13 protein-coding genes and 1 tRNA gene are annotated in these 21192 nt (G+C 71.4%); 12 read left to right on the forward strand and 2 right to left on the reverse strand.

Annotation, left to right across the window (positions count from 1 at the left end; all coding sequences use genetic code 11):
* Window positions 1–10 precede the first annotated feature (10 nt).
* The 4 genes from ABD981_RS09140 (at window position 11) to ABD981_RS09155 (ending at window position 2542) form a co-directional block, all read left to right on the forward strand.
* Window positions 11–283, forward strand: coding sequence for a hypothetical protein (locus ABD981_RS09140; RefSeq protein WP_046907552.1), 273 nt, complete (start codon window positions 11–13; stop codon window positions 281–283).
* Between the two features lie 97 nt (window positions 284–380).
* Window positions 381–1211, forward strand: a complete 831-nt coding sequence (locus tag ABD981_RS09145; RefSeq protein WP_046907553.1) for a glycoside hydrolase domain-containing protein — start codon at window positions 381–383, stop codon at window positions 1209–1211.
* 170 nt (window positions 1212–1381) lie between these two features.
* A complete protein-coding gene (locus ABD981_RS09150) occupies window positions 1382–1726 on the forward strand; it encodes a UBP-type zinc finger domain-containing protein (RefSeq protein WP_240495187.1) in 345 nt (114 codons plus the stop codon).
* Between the two features lie 279 nt (window positions 1727–2005).
* Window positions 2006–2542 (forward strand): hypothetical protein, encoded by a 537-nt coding sequence (locus tag ABD981_RS09155; protein ID WP_046907554.1) that lies wholly within the window; start codon window positions 2006–2008, stop codon window positions 2540–2542.
* 121 nt (window positions 2543–2663) lie between these two features.
* Here the strand turns inward: ABD981_RS09155 and ABD981_RS09160 are convergent.
* Window positions 2664–2735 (reverse strand) — tRNA-Val (locus ABD981_RS09160).
* A 336-nt stretch (window positions 2736–3071) separates the two neighbouring features.
* Between ABD981_RS09160 and ABD981_RS09165 the strand changes: the two genes are divergently transcribed.
* The 8 genes from ABD981_RS09165 to ABD981_RS09200 all read left to right on the forward strand — a co-directional run bounded on the left by ABD981_RS09165 (window position 3072) and on the right by ABD981_RS09200 (window position 16804).
* Window positions 3072–4823 (forward strand): ATP-binding protein, encoded by a 1752-nt coding sequence (locus ABD981_RS09165; RefSeq protein ID WP_123954421.1) that lies wholly within the window; start codon window positions 3072–3074, stop codon window positions 4821–4823.
* Window positions 4823–5224, forward strand: a complete 402-nt coding sequence (locus ABD981_RS09170) for a roadblock/LC7 domain-containing protein (protein ID WP_017236514.1) — start codon at window positions 4823–4825, stop codon at window positions 5222–5224. The genes ABD981_RS09165 and ABD981_RS09170 overlap by 1 nt, the downstream gene beginning before the upstream one ends.
* Window positions 5221–5574 carry a DUF742 domain-containing protein gene (locus ABD981_RS09175; RefSeq protein ID WP_046907617.1) on the forward strand — a complete coding sequence of 118 codons (354 nt, stop codon included), beginning with the start codon at window positions 5221–5223 and terminating at the stop codon, window positions 5572–5574. The genes ABD981_RS09170 and ABD981_RS09175 overlap by 4 nt, the downstream gene beginning before the upstream one ends.
* The gene (locus ABD981_RS09180) at window positions 5555–6184 is read left to right on the forward strand and encodes a GTP-binding protein (protein ID WP_046907555.1); all 630 of its coding nucleotides are present in this window, start codon (window positions 5555–5557) and stop codon (window positions 6182–6184) included. The genes ABD981_RS09175 and ABD981_RS09180 overlap by 20 nt, the downstream gene beginning before the upstream one ends.
* Window positions 6181–7410 carry a cytochrome P450 gene (locus ABD981_RS09185; protein WP_046907556.1) on the forward strand — a complete coding sequence of 410 codons (1230 nt, stop codon included), beginning with the start codon at window positions 6181–6183 and terminating at the stop codon, window positions 7408–7410. The genes ABD981_RS09180 and ABD981_RS09185 overlap by 4 nt, the downstream gene beginning before the upstream one ends.
* Window positions 7407–8645 (forward strand): cytochrome P450 family protein, encoded by a 1239-nt coding sequence (locus ABD981_RS09190; RefSeq protein ID WP_046907557.1) that lies wholly within the window; start codon window positions 7407–7409, stop codon window positions 8643–8645. Before ABD981_RS09185 ends, ABD981_RS09190 begins: the two co-directional genes overlap by 4 nt.
* Before the next feature lie 411 nt (window positions 8646–9056).
* Window positions 9057–16304, forward strand: a complete 7248-nt coding sequence (locus ABD981_RS09195; protein ID WP_240495188.1) for a polymorphic toxin-type HINT domain-containing protein — start codon at window positions 9057–9059, stop codon at window positions 16302–16304.
* 17 nt (window positions 16305–16321) lie between these two features.
* A complete protein-coding gene (locus ABD981_RS09200; RefSeq protein WP_240495189.1) occupies window positions 16322–16804 on the forward strand; it encodes an SMI1/KNR4 family protein in 483 nt (160 codons plus the stop codon).
* Window positions 16805–16901: 97 nt separating this feature from the next.
* Here the strand turns inward: ABD981_RS09200 and ABD981_RS09205 are convergent, their stop codons facing one another.
* Window positions 16902–21182 carry a ricin-type beta-trefoil lectin domain protein gene (locus ABD981_RS09205; RefSeq protein WP_276205577.1) on the reverse strand — a complete coding sequence of 1427 codons (4281 nt, stop codon included), beginning with the start codon at window positions 21180–21182 and terminating at the stop codon, window positions 16902–16904.
* Between the last annotated feature and the right edge of the window lie 10 nt (window positions 21183–21192).

Below are 21192 nucleotides of genomic sequence, written 5' to 3' on the forward strand. Positions count from 1 at the left end.
ACGGCCTTCGATGCGCCGCCTCGGCGCGCGCCTGGGCACCGCCGCGACCGCGGTCTACCGGCACATCACGACCGAGGACGAGCTGGTGCGGCGCCTGAGCAGGAGCCGCGACCCGGAGAAGGTGCTGGCGGACACCATGGCGGCGGCCACCGAGGTCGCCATGGACTTCCCCCGCCTGCGCGAACGCCTCGCCGGGAGTGCCGCGGCGGAGTGCAGCGCGGCCCCGACCGTGCCTTCGAGTTCGGCCTCGGCACGATCCTCGACGGCCTCCAGGCGCAGCTGACGGCGACGACGGCCTAGCCGGCCGGGACAGTCCATGGGCTCCGGATAGGGTGGTCCGGCCCCGGAGAGACGGGGCGACAATCCGTATGGGGTGGGGAATGGCGAAGCACCGGCTGTCCAAGAGAGGCCGCTACATAGCGCTGGCGACGACGGGCGTGGCCGTGGTGGCCGCCGCCGGGGTCGCGGCGCAGACGTCGATGGCGGCGCCTGCGTGGCCGGCGCAGAAGACCTATACGGGCCGCGCGTTCGACGCGTGCACGGCGCCCTCGCTCGCGGCGATGAAGGCGTGGAAGAAGGACGCCTACTACGGCGGCGTCGCGGTCTACGTGGGCGGCAAGAACCGTGGCTGCGCCCAGCCCAATCTGACGAAGGCGTGGGTGAAGTCCGTCGACACGCTGGGCTGGCGGGTGATCCCGCTGTACGTGGGAGCCCAGCCGCCCTGCCAGAAGAGCGGGAACAAGGAGAGGTTCACGGCCGCCACCGCGGCCTCGGTCGGGGCGGCCAACGCCAATGACGCCGTCGCGAAGGCATCGGCGCTGGGCCTGAAGGCCGGCAGCCCGGTCTACCTCAACATGGAGGCGTACGACATCGCCGACAAGGCGTGCAACGACGCGACCCTGACCTACGTGCGGTCCTTCACCAAGACCCTGCGGGCCAAGACCTACCGAGCCGGCCTCTACGGCTTCAGCAGCTCCAGCGCCAAGGCGATCGCCACCGCCAAGGACCGCACGGACCTGCCGGGCAATCTCTGGTACGCCCTCTGGAACGGCCAGGAGACCACCACCAAGGACTGGCCCTGGGACCCGAAGCTGTACACCGACCACAGCCGTGGCCATCAGTACAAGGCCAACAGCAAGGAGACGCGCGGCGGTCACACCATCACCGTCGACCGCAACGCCTGGGACGCGCCGGTCGCCATCGTCGGCTGACGCGGTTCCGCCCGGCGCCCCGCGGGAGTCGCGGGGCCTTGCGGGAGTCGCGGGGCCTTGCGGGAGTCGCGGTCAACGCATCCACCGGCCCCCCGCGCACCGAAGCACGGGCGTACGGGGTTCTCCGCCCGGCGCGGAGGCCGGGCGCGACGCGGGTGAGGAGGGAACCGGTGAGTGGCACGGTGTGGGAGGTGGCACCCGACGGCGGCCGGCCACACGGGCGCTCCTGCGCCCACCTCGGGCTCCTCCCGGAGCCCGGGACGCCCCGGCCGGCCGGGCCGGCGGACTGCGCGGACTGTTCCGCGCGCGGGTGGAGCTGGGTGCGGCTGCGCTCGTGCGTGACCTGCGGACACGTCGGGTGCTGCGACAGCTCCGCGGGCGCGCACGCGTACGCCCATCATCTGCGCAGCGGCCATCCCGTCGCGCTCTCTCTCGCCGCGGACGAGGACTGGGCCTGGTGCTTCGCCGACGAGGTCTTCCTGGTCCGCTCCGGCGGGGACCGGGACCCGGCCTGATCCGGAAGACGGGGCCGCGCGGTCGCGGCCGCGGGCGGCCTGTCGGCCACGCCGTCCGCGGGCCGCTCCGGTTCGGGCCGGCGGATGTCCGTGGACAACCTCCGTTGTCCACCCGGCGCACCTCGCTGACCTGCCCCCTCGGCGGAACACCGCTCAGGACAAGGCCCGCCTCTTCCACTCTCGACGGGTCAGGAGGAGCCGGACCGGGCCAGGGCCTTCCTGGCCGGCGAGGGACGGCCGGCTCGGACAGCACACGACAGGGAGCACTCATTGAACGGCATGACGACCCACTCCCCCACGCGCACGCGGATACCGCGGAAGCACGGCCGTGCCCGACGCCTCACCTCGGTGGTGGCGGCCCTTCTCTTCATGCTGGGCGTCTCCGTGGCCTTCACGGGGCAGGCGTCCGCCACGGTCACGGCGTGCGCGACCTTCGGCTGTGACGGCCACAATCCGAACATCCAGACCTGGCAGTGGGGTCCGACCACGGCCCCGGGCGGAGCGCCGCACCCGCGTGGCGCGATCGAGCTGCGGGTGGGGAAGACCGACGGCGACCAGTACGCGTGGGCGCGCGGCACGTATCCCACCGGCGCCGGCGGTGCCTACGTCTACGTCGACCGTCAGAACCGCGGGGGCGGTGGCTACGAGGGCGGGCTCGGGCGACACGAAGTGGGCGAGTCCGGCTGGTACACGATGTCGGGCACCAACACGATGTCCGGCTGGTCGGGCATGTACTACAACCCGACGTACAAGCAGGTGCGGGCCTGCATCTACCTGTACGCCGGCGGCGAGACCTACTGCTCCGGCTGGTACTGAGGGTCGTCCCGCGGAAGCTCCGCGCACCGCCCCGGGCACGGGCGTTCCGGGGCCGTGGGCCCGCCTGGACCCACGGCGAAGCCCCCGTCCGCGAGCTGCGGGCGGGGGCTTTCCCGTGCGGTGCGCGATACTGGGATTGAACCAGTGACCTCTTCCGTGTCAGGGAAGCGCTCTCCCGCTGAGCTAATCGCGCGGAACGTTCAGAATCATACACGACCTGCTCTGACCAGCGGTAATGCGGGGCATCGCCTCGACGCACCCGGCCCCGGGCGGCCTGCCGCCGGAGCAACCGGGCGCGGAGAAGGGCCAGTAGCCGGGCGGCTCGGGGCGACGGGAATTCAGGAAGCCCTCACCGGAACGGACTTGCCGGGGCGAGCACGTTCGGACCCGACGGGACGCGCCGGCGGAAGAATATTCCCCTCAATGAATGCCAATCCGATCACGAGAGTTCCGAACTGATCAACAACGCATCTATAGTGCCGACATTACGACTCCCTTCCCCGTGTGCCCGCTCCCGAGAGTCTGGTTGATGTCGGCGTCACCCACCCCCTTCCGCCCTGCCCTGACCGCCTCGCTGCTGACCGCCGCCGCGGGCGGTGCGCTCTCCGCGGCGGCCGTCGCCGCGGCACCGGGCGAGGTCCGTGTCCCGCTCGGCTGGTTCGCCGCCTGCGGTGTCCTGCTCCTGTCGGCCGCGGCCTTCGCCGTGACCTGGTACGGGCGGAGCTCGCGCGCGCTGAGCCGGCGGGCCGAGGGCCTCGCCGCCGAGCTCGCCTCCAAGGACGCGTACCTCGCCCGGTTCACGGCATCCGCCGAGCGCGAGACCGCCGTGCTCAAGGAACGTCAGCAGGCGGAGCTCGCCGCCGAACGGGCCGCCCACGCGGCGCGGCTCGAGGAACTCACCCGGTCCCACGCGTCCGGCGTCGCCCGGCTGAGCGGGGAACGGGCCGCCGAGACCGAGCGGTTCGAGGCCCGGATCCGCCGCGCCGAGTCCGGCAGGTCCGCCGCCATGGCCGCGGCGGCCAACGCCGCCGGCCGCATGCAGGCGCTCGCCACCAGCATGCTCGCCGACCTCCGCGAGATGGAGAACCGGCACGCCGACGAGGACGTCCTGACCGACCTCCTCCACCTCGACCACCGCACCGCGCAGGCGGGACGGCTCGCCGACTCCATCGCCGTGCTGAGCGGCGCGCGGTCGGGCCGGCGCTGGGCCCGCCCCATCGTCATGGAGTCGATCCTCCGCGGCGCCATGGGACGGATCAGCGGCTACCAGCGGGTACGGCTGCACTCCAGCTGCGAGGCCGCCGTCGCCGGACACGCCGCCGAGGGCGTCATGCACGCCCTGGCCGAACTCATGGACAACGCGGCGAACTTCTCGCCGCCCACCGCCGAAGTGCACGTCTACGTCGAGGAGGTCCCCGCCGGCGTCATCATCGCCGTCGAGGACAGCGGCCTCGTGATGAGCGACGTGCAGCAGCGCCGCGCGGAGGCCGCCGTCGGCTCCGCCCCGCAGGACCTGGCCGGCCTCTCCGGCACCCGGCTCGGCCTCGCGGTCGTCGGCCGGCTGGCCCGCAAGCACGGCCTCACCGTGTCCTTCCGCCCCTCCGCGCGAGGCGGCACCGGCGCCCTGCTGATGCTCCCCCAGGAACTCATCAGCCACGCCCCCGCGGAACCTGCGGCCCCGCCCGTCGACCCCCTGCCGCCCGTGTCGGGCCGCGGCCTCTCCTCCCCCGCCTCGCCGTCCCCCGCCGGGGCCCCGGTCTCCGTCGCCGCGTCGCCCGCCGCGGTGGCCGAGCCCGAGACCGTACACGACAGCGCGGCCGAATCGGCGTCCGAAAGCACCGGTGAGCACCCCCGGTTCGGCGAGAGCGGTCTGCCGCAGCGGCGGCGCGGCCGGGCCATGGCCGCCGCCCACCCCCAGGGGCCGGAGGCCGCCGGGAAGGCGCCCGCCGAAGGCCCGCGCAGCGGCGCCGCGGCCGGTGCGGCGAACCGGTTCGGCACCTTCCGCCGCGCCGTCCGCGCCACCACCGCCCAGCCCGACGCCCAGCCCGACGCCGACCCGGACGCCCAGCCCGAGCAGGGCCCTGCGTCGCCCGGGACCTCGCCCGCGGCGGCCGCCACCGCCCCGGTCGACCCCGCCCGCGCCGGCTCCCCGACGGCCGCCGCCCCCGACGGCCTTGCCGGCGCGTCCCCCTCCCTACCGTCCGATCCGGCCGGCCCGACGTCCGCCCCGCGGACGCCCTCGCCGTCCTCGAACCCCCCGTACCCGGAAGGCACCTCGTAATGACCGGCTCCACCACCGACGAGAAGCTCAGCTGGCTCCTCGAGGGCCTGCTGGAACGCACCCCGGGCACCCGGCACGCCCTGGTGCTCTCCCGTGACGGCCTCAAGCTCTGCCGCACCCCGGAGCTCTCCGTCGACCAGGCCGACCAGCTCGCCGCGATCGCCGCCGGAATCCAGAGCCTGTCGCACGGTGCCTCCGTGGAGTTCGGCGACGGCACGGGCGGGGTCCGCTCCGCGATCGCCGAGTTCTACGGCGGCATCCTGTTCATCGTGGAGGCCGGCGAGGGCGCCCACCTCGCGGTCGTCGCCGACGAGGACGCCGACGCCGGCCTCGTCGGCCACAACATGTCCGAGCTGGTGGAACAGTTGGGCGAGCACCTGGTCGCGAGGCCCCGGGGATGAGCCGCGGCAGGCCGGGCCGGGACGAATCCCCCGACCGGCTCTACACCCTCACGGGCGGGCGCAGCCGCGCCGGGTCCGACGCCTTCGACCTGGTGACCCTCGTGGTCTCCGAGAGCGACCCGGTCCCCGGCATGCAGTCGGAGCACGCCGCGATCCTGCGCATGTGCCGGTTCCCCACGGCCGTCGTGGAGGTCGCGGCCGGGCTCGGTCTGCCGGTGTCGATCACGCGGATCCTCCTGGCCGACCTGCACGACACCGGCCGGATCAGCGCCCGGCATCCCCGCGCGTCGTACCGCCTTCCCGATCACGACATCCTGGAGCAGGTGCTCGTTGGACTCCGTAACCTCTGAACAGCGCCAGACCCTGCACAGCACCGCCGACAACGGACTGAAGATCGTCGTCGTCGGCGGTTTCGGAGTCGGCAAGACCACCCTGGTCCGCTCGGTCAGCGAGATCCGTCCGCTGAACACCGAGGAGACGATGACCCAGGCGGGCGAGGGCGTCGACGACACCGCCGGCGTCGCCGCCAAGTCGGCCACCACGGTGGCCTTCGACTTCGGCCGGATCTCGCTCGACACCCACAACGTCCTGTACCTGTTCGGGGCGCCCGGCCAGGAGCGCTTCTGGTTCCTGTGGGACCGGCTGTTCTCCGGGACGCTCGGCGCGGTGGTGCTCGTCGACACCCGCCGGCTCGCCGACTCCTGGTACGCCATCGACCGCCTGGAACACCACGGGACGCCGTTCGTCGTCGCCTGCAACGACTTCGGCGGCCCCGCCCACACCCCCGCCCAGATCCGCGAGGCCCTCGACCTCGCCGACGAGGTGCCGCTGGTCTTCTGCGACGCCAGGTCGCGCGAGTCCAGCAAGCAGGTCCTCATCTCGCTCGTCGAACACCTGCGGACCGTCGTCGCCCCGGCCGTGCGGCCGGTCCCGCAGCCGATCCCGGAGCCCGCCCCGTGACCCTCTCCGAGCACCCGCCCGTACCCCTGAGCGGGCCGCGCTTCCAGACCGACCCCAACGAGCTCTACCGGCAGATCCGGCGCGAGCACGGTGCGGTCGCCCCCGTCGTCCTGGACGGCGGCATACCCGCCTGGCTCGTCCTCGGCTACCGCGAGCTCCACCAGGTCACCAGCGACCCGGCGCTGTTCTCCCGCGACTCCGACCTGTGGAACCAGTGGGACGCCATCCCGGCCGACTGGCCGCTGCTGCCCATGATCGGCCGCAAGCAGCCGTCCATCCTCTACACGGTCGGCGAGCGCCACCGCGAGCGCGCGGGCGTCATCTCCGCGGCCCTGGAGGGGATCGACCCCTTCCTCCTGAAGGAGCGGGCCGAGCGGTTCGCCGACGAACTCATCGACGCCCTGTGCGGCAAGGGCTCCTGCGACATCATCGCCGAATACGCGATGCTGCTGCCGGTCCGCGTCCTCGCCAGCGTCTACGGCTTCGCCGACGAGCAGGGCCCGGCGCTCGTCACCGCCATGAACGACATGATCAACGGCCAGGAGGGGGCCCTGGAGGGCCAGCGCCACCTGGCGGAGTCCATGTTCGCCCTGCTCGCCGCGAAGGCGGAGACGCCGGGCGACGACGTGGCCTCCCGGATGCTCGCCAACACCGCCGGCTTCACCGTCGAGGAGATCGCCCAGGACCTCATGGTGATGATGGCCGCCGGCCACCAGCCCACCGCCGACTGGATCGGCAACTCGCTGCGGCTGATGCTCACCGACGACCGGTTCGCCGCCTCGCTGTCCGGCGGCCGGCACAGCGTCGGCGAGGCGATGAACGAGGTGCTGTGGGAGGACACCCCCACCCAGAACGTCGCCGGCCGCTGGGCCTCGCGCGACACCCACCTCGGCGGGCGCCGGATCGGCAGCGGCGATCTGCTGCTCCTGGGCCTGGCCGCCGCCAACTCCGACCCCCACGTACGGGCCGACGCCGGACGGCTCACCGGCGGCAACAACGCCTACCTGTCCTTCGGCCACGGCGAGCACCGCTGCCCCTTCCCCGCCCAGGAGGTCGCCGAGACCATCGCCCGGACGGGGATCGAGGTCCTGCTCGACCGGCTGCCGGACGTCGACCTCGCGGTCGCCGGGTCCGCGCTCGCCCGCCGCCCCTCGCCCTGGCTGCGCGGCCTCACCGCGCTGCCCGTGACCTACACCCCGACCCCCGCCATTGGAGCCCTCGGATGACCTGCCCGCACGCCGCCGCGTCCGCCGCCGACGCCCTCGTCCTGGACCCGTTCGTCGCCGACCTCGACGGCGAGAGCGCCCGGCTGCGCGCCGCGGGCCCGCTGGCCCGCGTCGTCCTGCCCGGCGGTGTGCCCTGCTGGGCCGTCACCCACCACGCCGAGGCCCGGCGGCTGCTCACCGACGCCCGGCTGGTCAAGGACATCGGCGTCTGGGGCGCCTGGCAGCGCGGCGAGATACCCATGGACTGGCCGCTGATCGGTCTCGCCAACCCCGGCCGTTCGATGCTGACGGTCGACGGCGACGAGCACCGCCGGCTGCGCACGCTCGTCGCCCAGGCGCTGACGGCGCGTCGGGTGGAGCGTCTTCGCGAGAACATCGAGGCCCTGACCGCGGACATGCTGGACCGGCTGGCGGAGCGTCCGGCCGGCGAGGTCGTCGACCTGAAGGCGGAGTTCGCGTACCCGCTGCCGATGAACGTGGTCAGCGACCTCATGGGCGTCGACCCGGTCGACCACCCGCGGATGAAGGCCCTGTTCGAGAAGTTCTTCTCGACGCAGACCCCGCCCGAGGAGGTGCCGCAGATGATGGCGGACCTGGGCACGCTCTTCGCCGGGATCGTGGCGGGCAAGACGGAGAAGCCCGGGGACGACCTGACCAGCGCGCTGATCGAGGCCTCGGAGGGCGGTGACCGGCTCACCACGGAGGAGATCACCAACACCCTCCAGCTGATGGTGGCGGCCGGGCACGAGACGACGATCAGCCTGATCGTGAACGCGGTCGTCGCCCTGGAGACCCACCCCGAGCAGCGGGCCCTGGTCCTCGCCGGCGAGGTGCCGTGGGCGAACGTCATCGAGGAGACCCTGCGCTGGTCGACGCCCACCTCGCACGTACTGATCCGTTTCGCCACCGAGGACATCGAGGTGGGCGACCGGATCCTGCCCAAGGGCGAGGCCCTGATCGTGTCCTTCGGGGCGATCGGCCGGGACGAGGAGCAGCACGGTCCGACGGCCGGCTCCTTCGACGTGACCCGCACGCCGAACCGTCACATCTCCTTCGGCCACGGCCCGCACGTCTGCCCGGGCGCCGCGCTGTCCCGCCTGGAGGCGTCGGTGGCCCTGCCCGCCCTGTACGCCCGGTTCCCCGGGCTGCGGCTCGCCGTCCCGCGCGAGGAGCTGCGGAACAAGCCGGTCGTCACCCAGAACGACCTGTACGACCTGCCGGTCCTGCTGGGCTGACATCCCCGCGGTCCGGCGAGGACCGGACCCGACACCGACGGCGCACCAGCCCTTCCGCTGGTGCGCCGTCGCCGTATGCCCGCGGGCCGGTGGGCCGCTGGGCGGCTGGGCGGCTGGGCGGCTGGGCGGCTGGGCGGCTGGGCGGCTGGGCGGCGACGATGCGGATCATTCCCGCGATATCCCTTGATCAGCCGTTTTCAGCAAAGTAAAGGAGCCATCAAATCCGCTGGTGGAGCGTGGTGTTGAAGGCTCGTTGATCCCTAGGGTGCGATGACCGCGTCGCATTCCCCTGCGCGGTGACGCCCCGCCGAATCCGGCCGGGCGTCGTTTTGTGCTGCCCTGAAAGCTGGAGTTGATATGAAGGCGTGGTACGCCCACCCACCGATGTGGTCCAGACACAGACACAGATCGGTGTCGGTGGTCCTGACCGCGGTCCTCGCGGTCCTGCTGTCCGCCGTGACGGTCCCCGAGGCGCGGGCCGGAAGCGAGCCCCCCTCCAAGGTGTGGACGCCGCCGAACACGAAGCTGGCCGCGACGAAGTCCGTCGAGGGCGGGACGGACCCCGGCGAGCTCGGCGCCTCCGCCGACCCCCGCAACCGTGTCGTCCGCCGCTGGAGCCGGATCCGCAAGCCGGTACCGACCGGTACGGCCACCATCACCCTGCCGCACGCGCCCGGCGCCGGCCGCAAGGCCGCCGCGATACGTGCCGGGCGCCTGCCCGTCTCCATAGCCGACCTCGGCGCCGCGAAGCCGGTCAAGCCGACCAGGTCCGCCGCGTCCGCCAAGCCCGCCCAGGGCGCCGAGAAGATCGCCGGGCGCGCTGCCTCCGGCGCCACCGCGGACGCCCCCACCGACGCCGGCACCACCTCCGTCAGCGTCACCGTCAGCGATCCGGCCAAGGCCAGGGCCGCCGGCGCGTTCGGCAACCTCATCACCGTGCGCGGCGCCTCGCCCGCGGCCGAGAGCGGGCGCGCCGTCCGCGTCGAACTCGACGTCACCACGCTGCAGGGCACCGGCGCCTGGCGCGACCGCGCCCGTCTCGTGCGGATGCCCGCCTGTGCGCTGACCACCCCGGAGAGGGCCGGCTGCCGTACCCGTACGCCGGTCCCGTCCACCCTCGACCCGCTCACCGGGAAGCTGACCGCCGACGTCACCCTGCCCGCGACGGGCGCCACGGGGACGGGCACCACGAGCGGCGCCCGCCGTTCCTACGCCGTGTCGGCGGCGTCCGGTGCCATGGTGCTCTCCACCGAGCCGGCCTCGTCCGGTTCGGGCGGCTCGTTCGCGGCCACCCCGCTCTCGCCGTCCATGTCGTGGAGCGCGGGATCGAACGCGGGCAACTTCACGTACAGCTACACCTTCTCCATGCCGACCGCGATCGGCGGAGCCGCGCCCAGCGTCATGCTCGGCTACGACTCCTCCACCGTCGACGGCATGACCGCCGCCTCCAACTCGCAGGCGTCCTGGACCGGTGAGGGCTGGGCGTACACCCCCGGCTTCATCTCCCGGCAGTACAAGCCGTGTCTGAAGGCCGGGATCGACATGTCGGGCGACGAGTGCTGGGCGGGCCAGACCCTCAGCCTCAACCTGGCCGGCCACTCCGGCCAGGTCGTGAAGGACGACACCACCGGGGTGCTGCGCCTCCAGGGCGACGACGGCACGAAGATCACCCCGCTGACCGGGCTGAACAACGGCGCCTGGAACGGCGAGGGCTTCAAGGTCACCACGACCGAGGGCACCGAGTACTACTTCGGCGCCAACCACCTGCCCGGCGGTGACGGCACCGACCCCGCCTCGAACTCGGTCAACACGGTCCCGGTGTACCACCCGAAGGCCGGCGACCCCTGCTACGGCGCCTCCACCGGACCGGCCTCGTGGTGCCAGATGGGGTGGCAGTGGAACCTCGACTACATCGTCGACCTCCACGGCAACCTGATCAGCTACGCGTACGACCAGGAGGACAACTGGTACGCCCGCGGCGGCGGCCAGAACAACGGCACCGGCGCACGCACCAAGTACCAGCGCGCGTCCCAGCCCCGCACGGTCTCCTACGGCCAGCGCCTGCCCGAGCAGGTCGCCGCGAAGGGCGGGCTCAAGCCCGCCGTGGTGATGACCTTCAAGGCCCTGGAGCGCTGCTTCGAGACCACCGGCTGCGAGGCGGCGGACCGCACCCTCGCCAACCAGAGCCGCTGGAAGGACACGCCGCTCGACCAGAACTGCGCGAGCGGCGGCACCTGCACCGTCTACGGTCCCACCTTCTGGACCTCCAAGCGGCTCGCCGAGGTGAAGGCCGACGTCCTCGTCGGCTCCGGCTACCGCACCGTCGACACCTGGACGCTCACCCACGGCTGGTCGTACCCCGAGGACGGCACCAACAGCCCGACCATGTGGCTCCAGTCGATCAAGCGCACCGGCTCCAACGGCATGGCCGCGCTCGACCTGCCCCCGGTCAGCTTCACGGGCACGCAGAAGCCCAACCGGGTCGACGAGGTCACCGCCACCGCCTCGCGGTTCTACCGCCCGCGCATGACGGAGATCACCACCGAGACCGGCGGCCGCATCAACATCGGCTACAGGACGGAGGAGTGCTCGCGCAAGAACGGCACCATGCCCGCATCGCCCGAGAACAACTACATGGCCTGCATGCCGGTCAAGTGGGTCAAGCCGGGTTCGCCGAGCAACGCCAAGCCGGAGCTCGACTGGTTCACCAAGTACCTGGTCAACTCGATCACCCAGGAGTCCCGCGTCACCTCGGGTGTCGCGCGGGTCACGGAGTACGAGTACGGCGGCGGCGCCGCCTGGCACCGGAACGACTCCGAGTTCGCCGACGACGAGGCCCGGACGTACGACAACTTCCGCGGCTACGCGACGGTCACCACGACCACCGGCAACGGCACCGACGGCCCCAAGAGCAAGTCCGTCGCCACCTTCCTGCGCGGCATGGGCGGGCAGGTGACCGACACCTGGGGCGGCACCCTCACCGACGAGGAGGAGTACGCCGGCTTCGTCCGCGAGACCCAGACCTTCGAGTCGGTCGCGCCGGGCGCCAGGGTCCTCAGCGGCGAGCTGAGCACCCCGTGGCGCTCGGAGCCCACGTCCACCCACACGCCGTCCGTGGCCGGCCTGCCGAAGGTCACCGCCCGGTTCGTCAACACCTCCCAGGTCCGGGAGCGGGCGCGCCTCGCCGACGGCACCTGGCGCGAGACGAAGCGAGAGGTCAGCTACGACCTCGACCTCACGCACGCCGCGCGCGTGCTGAAGGTCGACGTCTTCGGTGACGTCACCAAGCCCGAGCAGCGCCAGTGCACGGAGACGACCTACGCCTCCGGCGCCAACCCGCTGCTGGTCGAGCTCCCGTCCCGGGTCCTGACCCTGGCGGGACCGTGCGGAGCCACGCCGAACGCGGCCAACACGATCGCGGACACCCGCAACCTGTTCGACAACCAGCCGCTGGGCACGGTCGGCGACCGCGCGCTGCAGACCTCCAACGAGGTGCTGAGCTCGTACGGCGCGAACGGCTCGCCGAACTACCGGGTCACGGCGAAGGCCACCTTCGACAAGTACGGCCGCCAGGTCTCCACGACCGACCCGAACACCAAGGACGCCACGCACCCGGACGGCGCCACGACCACGACGGCCTACACGCCGGCCGAGGGCGCGCTGCCGACCTCCGTGGCGGTCACCAACCCGCTCGGCTGGACGTCCACCACCACGATGGACCCGGGCCGCGGTCTGCCGACCCGTGCGGTGGACGAGAACGGGCGCTTCACGGACGAGGAGTACGACTCCCTCGGCCGCCTGGTCGCGGTGTGGAAGCCCGGCCGCGACAAGGCCACGCAGAGCCCGAACCAGAAGTTCGCCTACGCCCTGAAGCTCGAGCGCGACGGTCCGGCCGCCATCACCACGCAGAACCTGCGCGAGGACGGCAGCTACGGCACGAGCATCCAGATCCACGACGGCTTCGGCCGCGTCCGGCAGACCCAGGCACAGCCGCCGTTCGGTTCGGTCGGCCGCCTGGTCGCGGACGCGATCTTCGACACCCAGGGCCGCGAGGTCCAGACGACCCCGTCGTACTTCAACAACGACTCGGGTCCGACGGCTGTCGTCTTCGTTCCGCAGGACGCGCAGATCCCGGCGCAGACGTGGAACGAGTACGACGCGCTGGGGCGGGTGACGGTCAGCAAGTTCGTTTCGTACGGGCAGGAGCAGTGGCGGTCGACGACGACGTACGCGGGTGCCGACCGGATCGACGTCACGCCACCGCCCGGCGGGTACGGGAGTTCGTCGATCACGGACGCGCTGGGGCGGACGACGGAGGTTCGGCAGTACAAGGCGAACACACCGACCGGGGCGTACGACGCGACCACGACGTCGTACGACATCGCCGGGCGACCGGTGCTCCGTAAGGACTCCTCAGGGCACGAGTGGCGCTACACCTACGACCTGCTGGGTCAGTCGACCGGCATCTCCGACCCAGACTCGGGCGAATCGAGGAACACGTACGACGCGGGCGGCCGGGTCACCACGACCACGGACGCGCGCGGCCGGTCGACGAGCTTCACCTACGACCTTCTCGGCCGACAGACCGCGACGTACGAAGGGACGGACACCTCCGACCCGGCGAAGAAGACCATCGAGTGGACGTACGACGCGAAAGCGAAGGGCAAGCCTGACTCGTCCACCCGCTTCGTGAACGGTGCGGCGTACAAGTCGACGGTCAACGGCTACGACATCGGATACCGCCCCACCGGTGCGTCGGTGAACATCCCGGCCAGTGAAGGTGCGATCGCTGGCACCTACACCACGTCGGTGACGTACACCCCGGTCCTCGGCCTGCCGAAGACCACGACCATGCCCGCGGCCGGCGGTATGACCGCCGAACGGGTGACCAACTCCTACGACGTCGACGGCAACTTCATCGGCTCCAGCGGCAAATCCGCGCTGGTAACCGACGTTCAGTACGACTCCTTCGGTCGACCCACACGTACCACCGTGGGTCCGTACGGCTCCCAGGTGGTTTCCACCCAGCTGTACGACGCCGGCACCGGCCGGGTCACACAGTCCACCCTGGACAGCCAGCTGGCCGGCAACCACGTCGACTTCACCACGTACACCTACAACAAGGCGGGCACGCTCACCTCTTCCCGCAACGTGCAGGACGGCACCAGCGTCGACACGCAGTGCTTCACGTACGACTACCTGGGCCGGCTGTCCGCCGCCTGGACCGACAACGGCGGCACCACCACGGCGCCCGCCCCGTCGGTCTCCGGCATCGGTGGCTGTGTCAACCCGACCGAGCCGACGGCGGCCGAGGCCTCCGCGCGGATCGGCGGCCCGGCGCCGTACTGGCAGTCGTACGGGTACGACCTGACCGGCAACCGCACCAAGCTGGTCCGGCATGACCCGACGGGAGTCACCGCCAAGGACCAGACGGTCGACCAGACGTTCGCCACCGGTCCGAACACCCCGACCACCGCACCGGACACGGGCGGCGGCACGGGCGGTCCACACGCCCTGGCCACGTCGAAGACAACGGTCGGCACCGATGTGAGAACGGCGACGTATCAGTACGACGCGTCCGGCAACACCACGGCCGTCACCAGCACCTCCGGGACGAAGCGGCTCACATGGAACACCGAGGGCAGGATCGATTCCGTCTCGGACACCGCCACGGCGGGCTCGACCAGCTACGTCTACGACGCGTCCGGCAGCCAGCTGATCCGCCGCTCGCCGGGCAAGGTCACGCTGTACGTCGGCGCTGACGAGGTTACCCTCGACTCGGCTACCGGCGCGCTGTCCGACACCCGCACCTACCCCGCACCGGGCGGCCTGTCCGTCACTCGCGTCACCAAGACCGGCACGAGCAAGCTGTACTACCAGGCCGCGGACCCGCACGGCACCAACGGCGTCCAGTTCGAGGCGGGAACCCTCGCCGTCGCCCGTCGCCCCAGCGACCCCTTCGGCAACGCGCGCGGCACCCAGCCGGGCGCCGGCGCCTGGGCGGGAAGCCGCGGCTTCGTCGGCGGCACTCTTGAGGACACCGGCTTCACCACACTGGGCGCACGGCAGTACGACCCGGCCACGGGTCGATTCCTGTCGGTCGATCCGATCTTCAGCGACGGCGACCCCCAGTCCTGGAACTCCTACGCGTACGCCGACAACAACCCGGTCGATCAGTCCGACTCGAGCGGCACGTGTATTCCCGCCGACGACGGCAGCGGCCGTTGCATGAGCGCCGCCGCTTGGCAGCGCTACTACGAGAAGGAGGACAGCGGTAGTGGCGGTACCGGCGGGGGGAGCCCCACCGATACCGGCACGACCCCGTCAACACAGCAGGCCAAGAACGACAACACCGCCAAGCAGGCCGCCGCGGCCGAAGCGCTGCGCCAGAAGCAGGCCGCCGACGAGGCTCTCGCCAAGGCGAAGCAGGAACGCGAAGAGCTGATGAGCAAGATCGTCGACGTCGTCGGCGACCTGATCGGCTTCAACGACGCGCGCGACTGCTTCACCAAGGGCGACGTCATGGGCTGCATCAATACCGCACTGAACTTCGTCCCCTGGTCGAAGGTCTTCAAGGCGGTGAAGGTCGGCATCCGGGCTTTCAAGCTCTGGAAGGAAGGCGAGAAGGCCTACGACGCCTTCCGGGGCGCGCAGAAGATAGCCAGGGAGGCAGAAGGCGCCCTGGTCACGGCCCGGAAGACCGCCGACGAGGCCGCCGCAGCGGAGGACGCTGCGGTCGCGGCGGAGAAACAGGCGGCGGAGAAGCAGGCGGCTGAGGAAGCGGCCAAGGCCGAACCCGACGCCGCCCCGGCCGCGATCGAGAACGCCGAGGCCGGCGCCAGCTGCCCCATCGGCGGAGCGCCCCACAGTTTCCCCGCCGGTACCCGGGTACAGCTCGCCGACGGCACGACGAAGTCGATTGAAGAGGTTAAGGAGGGGGACCAGGTCCTAGCGACCGACCCACAGACGGGCAAGACCCGGACGCAGACGGTCGAACGGCTCATCACGACCCCGGACGACAAGGAGTTCACCGACCTCACGCTGACCTCCGCCGACGGCAAGTCGAGCAGTTTGACGACGACGTGGCACCACCCGTTCTGGGACGCGACGGCGCGCCGCTGGACCGAGGCCAGCACGCTGACCTCAGGTCACGAACTGCGGGCCCCTGACGGCACGCCGATCACCATCACGCATGTCCGCAACTACCACCACACCGTGGTCACGTACGACCTCACGGTCGACAGCCTGCACACGTACTACGTATTGGCCGGCGAGATATCCGTGCTCGTGCACAATTGCGGTGGTGCGGTCGGCGGTCACACCACGGCATGCACGTGTGCGACCGGCGGGACTCCCGTCGGCCCGATCAACGCCCATCTCGCCGGTGGTACGCACCCGGTCACGGGCGTTCCGTTCGATTCCCAGGGCTTCCCGGACTTCAGCGCCCACCGGGACCCGGCCACGCCCGATGTCGTCATCACTCTGACCGGTGACCGAAAGAAGGACTTCGCGGCAGCGGACAAGGCAGCCGGTATCAATCCGGCCTACCGTAAGAGTAGATGGACGTGGAACCACCACCAGAACTGCGGAGTGATGCAGCTCGTCAGCATGTCCATTCACTCGAAGACCGGCCATACCGGTGGCTTCTCGATTTGCTAGAAAGGTAGGACTCGATCGTGATCTTCGATCAGTCGGAAGAGTCTGAGTGGGTTGGTCCACCGGTGGACTCCGAGATGATTCGGCGGGCCGAGAGTGTGCTCCAGGTGCGTCTGCCGAAAAGCTACGTCGATCTGCTGTCAGTCCAGAACGGCGGTGTGCTGCACAATCGCTGTTTCCCCACCGCATTCCCCACCTCGTGGGCACCGGATCACTTCTGCGTAGACGTGATCTGGGGGGTTGGGGGCGAGAACGGGATCGATGTCCTGTCGCCAGGATTGGTGACCGAATGGGGATATCCCGCGATCGGTGTCGTCCTCGGCCTCACGCCCTCGGCTGGGCACGACACCGTGATGCTCGACTATTCCGAGTGCGGGCCGCTGGGTGAGCCCTCCGTGGCGTACGTCGACGAGGACAGAGTGCCGAAGCGGGTCGCCGACAGCTTCGCGGCGTTTCGGGACGGCTTCGTCTCGTGTCGTACGTACGGCGACGAAGAGGACTGACTTCTGAGCGGTCCGAAGTGAACAGAGGCCGGCGTCATCGTGATGATGACGCCGGCCTCTGACATTCACGTGTTCAGCCCATTGGCCTGAACGCCCGTCACGTCACCGGCACCGTGTGCCACCGCTGCGCCCGTGTCTGGTTGCAGTCGTACAGCTGCGGCCGTGTCCCGTTCGCCGTCGCTCCGCCCGGCAGGTCGAGGCAGCGGCCCGAGGCCGGGTGGTAGATCGAGCCGTCCGGGCGGAAGGACCACTTCTGGTTGGCGCCGCCGTTGCAGGACCAGAGCTGGACCGGGGTGCTGTTGCCCCAGGGTCCGTTGCCGCCGACCTCCAGGCAGCGGCCCAGGATCTGGAGGCTGCCGTCGCCGGCGGCCTTCCACGCCTGCGCCGCCGAGCCGTTGCAGGTCCACGCCTGGACCGCGCGGCCGTCGGCCGAGACGCCTCCGTCGAGGTCCAGGCAGACGCCCTGGGCCATGTCGGAGACGACGGGGCCGGGGACGCTCGCCGGGTCGACGGCGTAGTCGTGGACGACGACGTCGGCGATCGAGCCGTTGTAGAAGTTGTTCGCCCGGCCCTGGTACTTGTAGCGGCCCAGGACCAGCGAACCGGCCGCCGCCAGCTTCGAGGTGTGGACGCCGGTCGAGGCCAGCGCGTCGTTGACGTACAGCGCCGTCTGACCCGTCGTGGCGTTGTAGCTGACGGTCAGCTTCGTCCAGGCGCCGACCTGGACCCGCGCCGCGCTGCTGCGGACGTCCGTGGTGTCGTACGGCCAGCCGCCGTTGTCCGCGGTCGCCATGCCGAGGTGCCAGTTGACGTAGCCGTTGCCCATGGTGGCGGGCCACACCATGAAGCCGCTGGCCTGGGTGTTGTCCTGGCTGATGACCACGCCGTCGGTCAGCGCGTTCGCCTTCGTCCACAGCGAGATCGAGAAGGACTTGGTCGTGTCGACCTTCAGCCCGTCCGACTCGATCACGCCGTCGGTGCCGTTGAACGTCGCCACAGTGGCCGGGGCGCCGTTCACGGTGTCGGCGGTGAAGGTGACGCCGCCCTTGACCGTGCCGGGGAACTTCCCGTACGCGTCGGGGGTCTTGCCGGCCGTGCCCGAGGAGAGCCGCATGCGGTCCACGGGCGCGGTGGTGTCACCGAGCTCGGCCGGGGCCTCGAAGCCGGTGACGGTGCCCGCCGCCGCGCCCGAGGCGGTCTTGCCGCGCCAGAAGATCAGCTTCTCGCTGCCGGCGGCGACCGCCCACAGGTCGGCGAGGCCGTCCTTGGTGGCGTCGCCGACGGTGCCGACCTTCGTGAAGGCCCCGGTCGTCAGGCCGCTGCCGATGACGGACGAGGCGGGACCCGTCGGGCTGGCGAGCGCGGACAGGTCGAGCCGGCCGTCGCGGGTGCCGATCGGGTACGAGCGGAGCGTGCCGTCGGCCAGGCTGCGGGTCCACAGCGTCGGCTGGGCCTTGCCGCTCGCCGAACCGGGGTTGAGGAGCTCGAAGCCGCCCCAGTTGCCGGTGCCGGACACCAGGACGGCGTCCGCGTCGAGACTGTTGATGCTGTTGGAGCGGTACAGCCAGAGGTTGCCGCGCTCGACCGCGAGCACGGCCGTCTGGTCGGCCGCCAGGTCGCCGTCGAAGTCGTTCAGCGTCGCCTTGGGCGCGCCGAGCGCGAGGATCTGCGTCGCCTCGGACCAGTCCGGCACCCATCCGGCGGGGGCCGCGTCGAGCGGTGTGCCGTCCGGCGCCGCCCAGGTCGTCGGCTTGTCGACGGTGGTGTACGTGTTGAACGTGCCGTCGCCCTTGTTGGGGTAGAGGTAGAGGTTCCCCTTCAGCGCCGGGTTCGCCGTGGTGTGCGCGAAGACGTCGTCGACGCCCATGGAGCGCAGCGCGCCGCGGTGCGTGGTCTGCACGTCGTTCCACGTGGTGCCCTGCGGGGCGAGACCGAGCAGGGCGGCCTGGGCGATGGTCGGATCGCTGTCCGCCGTCATGTGCATCAGGTTGCCCGCGGTGTCCGGCTTCAGGATGTCGCCGCGGCCGTCCTTGTCGAGGTCACCGGGGACGGCGGCACCCTTGGCCGGGTCCCACGGCACGTAGAAGGTGTACGGGAAGGGCTGGCTGTAGTTGCCGGCCACGTCCATCGCCTGGACGAAGAGGATGTTGGTGCCCCAGATCCGCGGCGTGTACGGGAAGGTGCCGCTCGCGCCCCGGACCACGCCCGGGTCGGAGCACTTCCAGCCGGTGACCGGGGTCGGGTCGGTGCTCCAGCGGAAGCAGGCGGGGCCGGAGGCGTTCAGGCCGCTGCTCGGCGCCGGGTCGGTGATGTTCACCCGGAACGTACCGGTGTCGTTGATCTTCAGCTTCGGTACGACGTTGACGGTGCCGCTCGCCGGGAAGTCGGTGGAGCTGACGGTGAGCGCCGGCGGTGTCTTGTCGACGCGGAAGTAGCACCAGGGGGTGTCACCGGAGGAGAGCCAGCCGTCCCTGACGTTGGCGGTCCAGCCGTACTGGTGGCCGTCCGCGAAGGTGCCGGCCCAGTACTCGACCTCGCCGTAGCTGCCGGTCGGGCCGACGTCCTGCCGGACGCTCCAGTTGGAGTCGTTGTCGTCCCAGATGTGGAAGTTGGTGTACAGCTGGTTGAAGCCGATCGGCGACCAGGTGTTGACCTTCAGCTTGATGTACTGGTTGGCGCCGACCCAGCCCGGGTTGTACCAGGCGTTGCCGCCGGGCGTCTGGCAGTCGTTGTAGCTGCCGCTGTCGGCGAAGCCGGGCGTCGGCGTGGTGCGCGGGTACCAGATGGTGGGCGCGATGTCGTACTCGATGGCGATGACCGGGTCGGGGCCCAGGTGGTGACGGTAGTACTTGTTGCTCTCGTCCTCACCCGAGAAGCCGACCGTCCAGTTCGACCACTTCTGGTCGGCGGCCCGCTGCACCCACCACTTGACGTCGTAGTAGATGTTCCCGTTGCCGGTGATCCACTGCGTCCCGACCTTGTCGCAGCCGTTCATGTAGCCGGTGCCGCAGGGCTGGTTGTTCCAGGTGGCGCCGCCGGGGATCATCGGCGTGTTCCACAGCGCGATGCCCTTGTTGGTGCCCGGGGCCGCGGAGCTGACCACGGAGGCGCTCAGCGTGGCGCTCCAGATCTGGGCGGTGCCGCGCGAACCGTCGGCGTACAGCTGGGACGGGATGCCGAGCTGGAAGTACGAGCGGTAGCGGCCGTATCCGGTGCAGTCGGAGTAGCCGCAGTAGCCCACGCCCAGGCTGGAGAGGGTGTTGACGTTCGACGTGGTCGGGTGGTTCTCCTGGACCTGGGCGTTCACCTGGCGGTTGGCCTGGGCGCTCACCGTCGGGTCCAGGTACCAGGGTCCGGTGCCCTTGCCGAAGGTCTTCGGATCGGGCGTCAGGACGAGCGCGTCGGCGCTCGCCTCGACCTTCATGGTGGAGACGTTCGCGCCGTCGCCCGGCTGCTCGGCCGAGGAGCGGACACCGGCCACCGGAGCGGCCGCGGCCGCCTGCGCGGGCCCGGCGGCGCTCTTCGCGGTGGTCCAGCGGGAGCTCGGGGCGGCGTAGCTGGAGTCCCACTGGAACGGGGTGGGCGCGTGCAGCCGGGCCTTGCCGTGGGCGTCCTTGAGGGCGATGTTGCCGGCGCGGTCGGCGGACAGGGTGAGGCCGGTGGTGCGCACCGGGAAGCGGAGCCTCTTCAGCCGCGGATCGGCCGCCGCCTTCGCCGTCTTCACGACGACGACCTCGCGCCAGCCGCCGTCCGCGAGCGCGGTCACCTTCAGGTCGACGCCGGGCAGCACGGAGGCGTACGTGGCGGTGGCTCCGTGCAGCGCGGGCTTGGGCAGGGCGAACGGCGCGGTGACGGCGAACCGCTTGCCGTCGGCGGTGGTGACGGTGGCGAGCGGGCCGGTGCCGCCGCCGGAGAGCGTGAGCCGGGCGTCGGTGAGGCGCGGGACGACGGTGTTCCGGGCGCCGGTGACCAGCGTCGGGTCCAGCGTGCGCCAGCCGCCGTTCTGCCTGGTCCGTACGTTCTGGGCGTGGGTCTTGGTGATGAGCCGGCGGCCGTTCGGCTGCGCGACCGTCTCGGAGGTCGCGGTCGTCAGGGCGTCGACCGTCACGGGCTTGCCGGACTCCTTGGCCTTGCGCAGGGCGTCCTGCACGGCCTTGTCGACGCCGGTGGCGCGCTTCTGCTGCCCGGCGGCCGGGTGTGCGGCCGGGCCGGTTCCGCCGGTGGCGGCGGTGCCGGGCGGTGCCGCCGCCGCGAGCGGCGCGGCGGTCATGCCGAGCGCGAGCGCGGTGGCGAGCGCCACCGCCCCACGGCCGGCGACAGCCCTCGTACGATCACGGGACGGCCGTCCGGTCAGGCGTCTCGCGGGTATGTCAGACATGCGGTTCGAG

The organism is Streptomyces showdoensis, assembly GCF_039535475.1.
Taxonomy (GTDB): Bacteria; Actinomycetota; Actinomycetes; order Streptomycetales; family Streptomycetaceae; genus Streptomyces; species Streptomyces showdoensis.